This window comes from Hymenobacter agri, from assembly GCF_054778495.1.
Genome location: NZ_BAAGZM010001247.1, coordinates 1 through 597, shown reverse-complemented (window position 1 = coordinate 597; position 597 = coordinate 1). Strand labels below are relative to the sequence as shown.

Here is a 597-nt window from a genome sequence, read left to right as displayed (position 1 = left end):
AGTTGCTCGTGGCCTCCCTGGCGGCGCAGGGCGGCCAGGCCGTGGTCGCGGGTACCAATCCAGAGGGTGCCATTGGTGGCCCGGAACAGGGCGGCCGCATCCACGCCGCGCACCGTGTCGGTGCTCTGGCTGAGGTAGGTGCGGTTGGTGCGGCGGGCCAGGTCGTAGGCCGTTACGCCGTTGCGCGAGCCCCACCACAAGGTGTTGGTGGCCTCGTCCTTGTAGAGGGCGTTGATGTAGTTGTTGGCATTGGTGAGGCCCGCCTGGCCCGTGAGCTGGTGGCGCAGCAGGCCAAACGCCCGCTGCCGCAGGTCCACCTTATTCAGCCCGCCGGCCGACGCGCACAGCCACATTATCTGGTGGTTGTCTTCGAGCAGCTGATGCACGCGCTCCGAGTTCAGGCTGTAGGGCTGGCCATCGCGGGGCAGAAACCGGGTGGGCCGGCCGGCCTGCAACGGCGGCCGGGTGCCGGTGCTGGTACCGGCTTCCCACACGTAGAGGCCGTGCAGCGTGCCCACCCACAAGCGCCCAAACGAATCAAGCCGCAGGGCCTGAATGCGCGGATAGTGCTGCGGCACCGCCACCGGCACCAGCGCC

At 69.0% G+C, this 597-nt stretch carries 1 protein-coding gene; it reads right to left on the bottom strand.

Annotated features, from left to right (window positions below; all coding sequences use genetic code 11):
• Positions 1–597 (bottom strand): two-component regulator propeller domain-containing protein (locus ACYVDE_RS25590; protein WP_460504317.1); only part of this gene is annotated, 597 nt, incomplete at both ends.